The organism is Actinomycetospora sp. (assembly GCF_036497585.1).
GTDB lineage: Bacteria > Actinomycetota > Actinomycetes > Mycobacteriales > Pseudonocardiaceae > Actinomycetospora.
Genome location: NZ_DASXJD010000028.1, coordinates 1 through 6,747 on the forward strand (window position 1 = coordinate 1; position 6,747 = coordinate 6,747).

The following is a 6,747-nucleotide window of genomic DNA, read 5'->3' on the forward strand; positions in this document are numbered from 1 at the left end:
GATCATCGCGCCGTACACGTAGGGCAGGCCGTCACGACCGCCGTACGACGTGGCGATGATGATCATCGGGTTGAGCACCGTGAAGGTGGCTCCAGCGACGACCGGCAGCTTCACGCCGAGGATCTTCCCGATCCCGGCCGACTGGATGATCGACGCGATCCCGCACACCAGCAGGTCCGCGCTGACGAGGATCGCGATGTCCGACTCGTCGAGCCCCACCGCGGGCCCGACGATGAGGGGGACCGCGATCGCCCCGGCGTACATGATGAACAGGTGCTGCAGGCCCAGCACCACGAGTCTGGGCAGCGGCAGGACCTCGTCCACGGGGTGGAGGGAGTCCCGGGCGGGCGCGTGCGACGTCACGGCGACCTCCAGGTGGTGGGCGTCCCCGGAACACGTCGGGGTTCAGACGCGGACCACGATGAACGCGCTCCGTGACGCCCCCCGGAACCCCGCGTGACGGCGCTGTGTCCGGAACCGACGAACCAGACTGAACGCTCGCACTCAGGCCGCGACGGCCTCCGTCGCCGACGCGGAGCGGACGAGCGCCTCGCCGACCGCGCGCTGGGTGCTCGCCGCGGTCAGCTGCGCGACGTGCCCGCTGTCGACGACGACGTTGTGGGCGTAGGGGTCGTGGCTCGAGCGCCACGGCACAGCGGCGTCGGAGCGGCTGTAGATGCTGGTGAACGGCAGGTCGCCGGGCCACGGAGCGCGCAGCGTGGCGCGGAACCGGGCGCAGCAGCTCCCGACGAGGCAGCCCAGCCGGTAGAGGCCCGGCACCCCGGCCGTGCCGGCCGCCCCGAGGCCCCAGACGATCGCGGACATGTGCGGGGTGATGCCCCACAGGTCGAACGGCGTCCCCACCGTGACGAGGTGGGAGACCGCGTCCGGCGCCTCGAGGCCGACGGCACGGGCGAACTGCCCACCGCGGCTGTGCCCGACGAGCCGGACCGGGCGCCCGGCGTCGTCGGCGATCTCCCGCACCCGACGCACGAGCGAGGTGACCGTGCGCTGCGCGCACCCCATCCCGGCGCCGAGGGTGTAGGGCCTGACGTCGTAGCCGAGGCGGGTGAGCCAGAGCGACATCGGCTCCAGGCAGGGCCGGGTCTCGCAGAGCCCGCCCACGAGGACGACGGGGCCCTCACCGGGGTGCTCGACGGCCTCGTCGGTCCCGACCGAGCGGTACCGCAGGCCCGTGACGCCGAGGGTCGCGCGTCCGGCGTGCTCGAGGCCGAGGCCCACCACGGAGTTCCACCACATCGCGACCTCCCGACGGAGTCACGGCCGCCATGCCGCGTCGACGTGCAGTTACCCCTCGGTCACCGAGCGGGAAACCGGCGGCGGGTCGTCCGGAGGCCGCTGCTAGATTCGCGCGGTCCCACCGTGACGGAGATCGCGGAGCGTGCCGATGACCACCGCCGGATGAGCACCGAGAGCCAGACGCGGGTCGACGACGACCCGGAGGATCTCCCGGACCTGCAGGAGCGGCTGGAGCGCACGCCGCGCGGTCGCGCACTGATCAGCGTGGTGATAGTCGTGCTCCTCGGCACCGTGCTGATCGTCAACATGCCCGACTCGATCACCAAGCGGGCCCTCCTGCACGCCGCCGCACCCGTCGCGAACGTCGTCGGGCTGGACCAGGGGTGGGCGGTCTACGCCCCGTCGCCGCGCAAGGAGAGCACCTATCTCGAGGCCCGGGTCCTCGAGCGCGACGGGACCACGCAGACCTACCCGGTTCCCTTGCAGCACGGCCTCTCCGAGTACTGGGACTACCGCTGGCAGCGATACGCCGACACGCTGCTCAACGGACCGGAGAACAAGCCGCGATGGGCGCCGTACGCCCAGTGGGTGGCCGCCCAGGACCGCGCCGCCGGCCACTCCCCCACCGTCGTCACGCTCGTGAACATCTCCTCGGTGAGCCAGCCCCCGGACGCCCCGACGCCGAGGACCCCCTGGAACGAGCACCCGTTCTTCTCCATCGGGGTCGGCTCGTGAGCGCGGGCACGCTGGTCCGCACGACCGGCGAGCGGGTGTGGGGCGCCTGGGAGCGCTTCTTCTTCACCCCCGAGTCCACGGCGCCGCTCGCCGTCTTCCGGATCGCGTACGGCCTGGTCGTCACCCTGTGGACGCTCACCCAACTGCCGCACCTGTTCACCTTCTACGGCCCGGACGGGGTGCTCCCGACCCCGCCGCCGGTCAGCGCCGGGCAGTGGAGCGTCCTCACGACGCTGAACTCGGTGCCCGCCCTCGCGGTGGTCTGGTTGGCGACGTTGCTGGCCGGGCTCGCGCTGCTGGTCGGGGCCTCCCCGCGGGTCGCGGCGATCGTGCTGCTCGTCGGGATGATCGCGCTCACGCGGCGCGACCCCTACGTGCTGAACTCCGGCGACATCCTGCTGCGGGTGCTCGCGGTCTACCTGGTCTTCGCCCCGTCCGCGGAGAGCCTGTCCTGGGACCGCTGGCGCCGCGACCCCGAGCGGTTCTGGGAGTTCCCGCGCCGCGCGCCGTGGGCACTGCGGATGCTGCAGGTGCAACTCTCCGTGATCTACCTGGCCGCCGTCTGGGCGAAGCTGCAGGGTGACGTCTGGCGCAACGGGACGGCCCTCTCGTTCGCCCTCCGGATGCTCGACCAGCTCCGGGCCCCGAACCCCGGGTTCGTCGCCGGCTCGCCTCTGCTGATCGAGTGGCTCACCTTCGGCACCCTGCTCGTCGAGCTCTCGATCGGGCTGTTCGTGTGGAACCGCCGCGCCCGGTGGTGGGTCCTCGGGGCCGGGTTCCTCATGCACCTCGGCATCGAGATCTTCATCATGGTCGGCTTCTTCAGCATCGGGATGTGGTGCCTCTACCTGGTGTTCCTGCCCCCGGCGGGCACCGAGCGGACCGTGCTCGCGCTGCGGGACCGGTCGATCGCGCGCCGACCGGCGACCCCGGCTCCGGCCGTCACCGAATCGTGAGCATCCAGAGGAGCTCTCTCGTCGTTGCGACGTAACAGGGACTGCCGTGGAGCCGACACGCGGTGTGTCGTGTTGTTCGCCCGACCAGGGGACAGGTGTGGAATGAGCCAACGACGGCACCGAACCGTCAAGAGAACCGCCGCGGTCGCGGCGGGGATGCTGCTGGTGGGCCTGGTGTGGTCGGGGGTCGCCTCGGCCCAGGTCCGGAGCGACGTGCCGGCACCGGCGTCCAGTACCGATAGCTCCTCGGGCACGTCCGGCACCTCGAGCACGGACAGCTCGTCGTCGTCCTCGAGCACGTCGAGCTCGCTCAGCGTCGTGTCCTCCCTGAGCGTGGCGTCCTCGCTCAGCACGTCGTCGACCTCCAGCACGTCGTCGACCTCGAGCACGTCCTCGGTCCTGAGCGTGCTGTCGAGCCTCTCCGTGCTGCCCTCGACGCTCTCGACGAGCAGCACATCGACGAGCAGCACGTCCTCTAGCTCGACCAGCGGGATCATGACCGTCTACGCGCCGCCGCAGTACTACGGCGGCCAGTACGGGCACCGCTACTACGGTCGCTACCACGACAGCGGCTGCGGCTGTGACCGGTACGCCTCGCCGAACTACGTTCCGCAGACGGTCGTCGCGACCCAGGTCGCGTCGGTGCCCAAGGGTGGCGTGAACACCGGCGACGGTTCGTTCCAGTGATCGGTACGGGGAGCGGCGCATGACCAGCACCGACGAGACCCCTCCCACCCGGGGGCGGTCGAAGACCGACTCGGCGACCCTGAAGATCGGCATCGGGCTGATCGTGGTGCTCGCCCTCATCGGCCTCGTCGTCGCGGGGACCTCGAAGTCCAACTCCCCGGCCTCGGACGTGCAGCTCCTGGCGGCCTCGACCCCGACGACGGTCACCGTGCCGTCGATCGGGGCGAAGTCGTCGCTGATCTCCCTCGGGCAGAACTCCGACGGCAGCCTCCAGGTGCCGCCGCTGGCCAACCCGATGCAGGCCGGCTGGTACGACAAGAGCCCGAGCCCGGGAACCCTCGGACCGGCGGTCGTCCTCGGGCACGTCAACGGGGACGGGAAGGCCGGCATCTTCTACCGGCTCAAGGACGTCAAGGCGGGCGACCAGGTCATGATCGCCCGGCAGGACGGGCAGACCGCGGTCTTCACGGTCTCCCACATCGACACCGTGCCGAAGGCCGCCTTCCCGGCGGACCAGGTGTACGGCGACACCCCGGACTCGGAGCTGCGCCTGATCACCTGCGGGGGCGTGTTCGACCCCGCGGCCCGCAGCTACGAGGCCAATGTGATCGTCTACGCGAACCTCACTGAGGTCCGGAAGACCTGACGCTCTACCCACCCCGCGCCGCCGTCGCGGCCGCCGTCCCGAAGGACGACGGCCGCACGGCGGCGCCGCACGTCCAGCTGGTCGGACCCGCGTGGTTCAGCGAGGTGACGACGGCGTCCATCACCTGCTGCGACGAGAGCCGGGCGTCGGCGAGGTGGTCGGCATCGGGCACCGCGTCGCGACGCACGTACGTCCTCCCGCCCTGCGAGTTGGTCCAGATCAGCTCGTAGTCCCGGTCGAGCCGGGGATCGGTGAACAGCCCGCTCCCCTCGGGGATGTTCCACCCCTGCCAGAGACGCATGAACGTGGGCTTGACCTGCTCGAAGAGGTGGTCCCGGAGCCCGGCCATGTCTCCGCGGGCCCAGTACCCGGCGATCACCGGGTCGGTGAGGCCCGCGAGGTCGACGAAGCGGAGCCGGCTGGCGAGCGCCACCCCGCCTGCGTCGACCCCGAGCAGTGAGCCCGACCGCACCCCGAGCGCGTCGGCCCCGGCGTCGACCGTCTCGGCGGTGGACCGCGTGACCTCGCAGAGCGACAGCGTCGGCCGGGCGCGGAACGACGTGGCCGCGCTCGTCCAGGACACCGCGCTCGACAACGCGGCCAGCGCGAGGACGCCGACGAGCACCCGTCGTCCCGTGGTCCGCGGCGCCGGGAGCACGGCGGCCACCGAGACCACGGCGAGCAGCGCCAGGAGCGGCCAGACCGGGGTGGCGAAGCGGGCCAGCGCCATCCAGTCCGCCGCGAGCACGACGTACGCCGCGAGGGCGAGGCCGAGCGGGACCAGGAGCGCCCGGACCACGACGTCCGCTGGCTCGATGTGGCGGGAGACGACGATCCCGACCGCCCCGGCCACGACGAGGCAGGCCAACCAGCCGGCGAGCCCGATGAGATCCGCGGGCCGGGCGAGGTCGAGCGTGGAGAGGACGCCCTGCTGCTTGGCCAGGGCCGTCGTCGGGAACAGGTCGCCGAAGGTGGCGAGCCGCCACACCTCGTAGAGCAGCACCGGGACCACCCCAACGACGAACGAGGTGGCGGCGCCGCGCAGCCGTCGGGTGCGCGTCCCGGAGGCTCCTGCGACGACGACCGCGAGCGGGTGGGCGAGCAGGTAGACGGCACCGTCGGGCCGGGTCAGCCCGGCCAGTCCCGCGAGCAGGCCGCACGTGACCGCGACCCGTGTGTCGAGCAGGCGCCCGTCGAGCGCGGCGGTGACCAAGCGGGCCGCGAGGACGACCACGACGAGGGCGAGCAGCGGATTCTCCAGCCCGCTGCCGATCCACACCACGTACGGCGGCGCGGCCGCGGTCAGCGTCCCGGCGAGGGCCGTCACCGTCACCGGGCTGCGCGACACCCGCACCGCGACGCGGTGGAACGCCCAGAAGATCCCGGCCGAGCAGAGGATCGCGAGGAGCTTGGGGAACGCGACGAGGTCCGGGACGCCGAACCACGCGCCGTGGTCGACGAGCCCCAGCCAGCGGCCGACGACGAGCACGGCGAGCCACGCGGGGTCCGACCAGCCCTCCGAGACCGCGGCGCCGGGCTGCAGCACCGGGCCGGCACCGGTCGCGACCGAGCGGGCGTAGGCCATCGTGATCCCGGCGTCGTCGACGATCCAGCGCCCGTAGACGAGCAGGTGGGCCGCCACGAGCACACTCGGGATCCCGACGGCGACCGCGGTGTCGGCCCGCGATCCGCCCCGGGGCGGGAGCGCACCGCGCTCGGCGTCCTCGGGGGCCGCGTCCCCCCGGTCCACGGTCGTCGACACGACATGTTCCTACCGGCTGGTCGCCCGGACGGGCAGCGCGGGGGTCCCGTGCCCGCGCTACGACCTGGGACGTGACCGGGTGGCCGCCAACCCGCTCGCGCCGAGCACCCCGACCGCGCCCAGGACGAGAACCAGCGCGGGGGTCCACGCGCCGCCCCCGCCATGCAGGGCGCCGAGCACCGTCGGTCCGAGGGCGCCCACGGCGTACCCGCCGGTCTGCATGAAGGCACCGAGCCGGCGGTTCCCGTCGGTCGAGCGGGACCGCGGAGAAGAAGACGAAGAAGCCGCCGCCCTGGGCGGCCCCACCGAGGGCGCACCAGAGAGGCCAGGCCGCCGGAGCGATCAAGAGACCCCCGGGCAGCGCCAGCCAACCGAGCGCCACGGGACGAAGGCCAGGCGCAGGCTCCCGGTGCGGCCACGCACCAGCGGAGTGGCCAGCGCTCCCGCGACCGCGAGGATCTGGAAGAGCGACGACGCCACCCCCGCGCTCGCCGCTCGAGCCCGCGCAGGTCGGCGAGGATCTCCGGCAGCCATGCGGTGAGGCCGTAGTAGCTGGAGGACTAGATGAATGAGTCCGATTAGATCTTGGGGTGTGTCGTTCACCTGAACGTGGGCGGAGGGCGCCAAAGGTCATTGTGTGACGAACGACCGTGACGCCCTCCTGACCGCACTCTATGTCCACCTCGAGGATCGTGTCCTGC

The 6,747-nt window shown here is 72.3% G+C and carries 9 protein-coding genes; 4 read left to right on the plus strand and 5 right to left on the minus strand.

Going from position 1 to position 6,747, the window contains the following annotated elements:
- Both VGH76_RS02545 and VGH76_RS02550 read right to left on the minus strand, forming a co-directional pair.
- On the minus strand, positions 1-363 hold a 363-nt coding region (locus tag VGH76_RS02545), incomplete at its 3' end, for a solute carrier family 23 protein (protein ID WP_331555035.1).
- Between the two features lie 141 nt (positions 364-504).
- On the minus strand, positions 505-1,260 hold the full coding sequence (locus VGH76_RS02550) for a hypothetical protein (RefSeq protein WP_331555036.1): 756 nt from the start codon (positions 1,258-1,260) through the stop codon (positions 505-507).
- Between the two features lie 162 nt (positions 1,261-1,422).
- On the opposite strand from VGH76_RS02550, the gene VGH76_RS02555 reads away from it, so the two are divergent.
- Together VGH76_RS02555 and VGH76_RS02560 are read left to right on the plus strand one after the other, a co-directional pair.
- Positions 1,423-1,995: a hypothetical protein gene (locus VGH76_RS02555; RefSeq protein ID WP_331555037.1), complete on the plus strand. Its 573-nt coding sequence runs from the start codon at positions 1,423-1,425 to the stop codon at positions 1,993-1,995.
- Entirely contained in the window at positions 1,992-2,951 is a 960-nt protein-coding gene (locus VGH76_RS02560) for an HTTM domain-containing protein (protein WP_331555038.1), read from the plus strand. The genes VGH76_RS02555 and VGH76_RS02560 overlap by 4 nt, the downstream gene beginning before the upstream one ends.
- Here VGH76_RS02560 and VGH76_RS02565 read toward each other — a convergent pair.
- On the minus strand, positions 2,840-3,406 hold the full coding sequence (locus VGH76_RS02565) for a hypothetical protein (RefSeq protein WP_331555039.1): 567 nt from the start codon (positions 3,404-3,406) through the stop codon (positions 2,840-2,842). The two genes, VGH76_RS02560 and VGH76_RS02565, sit on opposite strands and share 112 nt — an antisense overlap.
- Positions 3,407-3,446: 40 nt before the next feature.
- Here VGH76_RS02565 and VGH76_RS02570 point away from each other — a divergent pair, with 40 nt between their 5' ends.
- Both VGH76_RS02570 and VGH76_RS02575 read left to right on the plus strand, forming a co-directional pair.
- Positions 3,447-3,638 carry a hypothetical protein gene (locus VGH76_RS02570; RefSeq protein ID WP_331555040.1) on the plus strand — a complete coding sequence of 64 codons (192 nt, stop codon included), beginning with the start codon at positions 3,447-3,449 and terminating at the stop codon, positions 3,636-3,638.
- Positions 3,639-3,657: 19 nt separating this feature from the next.
- A complete protein-coding gene (locus tag VGH76_RS02575) occupies positions 3,658-4,284 on the plus strand; it encodes a class F sortase (protein WP_331555041.1) in 627 nt (208 codons plus the stop codon).
- A gap of 4 nt (positions 4,285-4,288) precedes the next feature.
- Here the strand turns inward: VGH76_RS02575 and VGH76_RS02580 are convergent, their stop codons facing one another.
- Together VGH76_RS02580 and VGH76_RS02585 are read right to left on the minus strand one after the other, a co-directional pair.
- The gene (locus tag VGH76_RS02580) at positions 4,289-6,046 is read right to left on the minus strand and encodes a hypothetical protein (RefSeq protein WP_331555042.1); all 1,758 of its coding nucleotides are present in this window, start codon (positions 6,044-6,046) and stop codon (positions 4,289-4,291) included.
- A 57-nt stretch (positions 6,047-6,103) separates the two neighbouring features.
- Positions 6,104-6,268, minus strand: a complete 165-nt coding sequence (locus VGH76_RS02585; protein WP_331555043.1) for a hypothetical protein — start codon at positions 6,266-6,268, stop codon at positions 6,104-6,106.
- Positions 6,269-6,747: the final 479 nt, after the last annotated feature.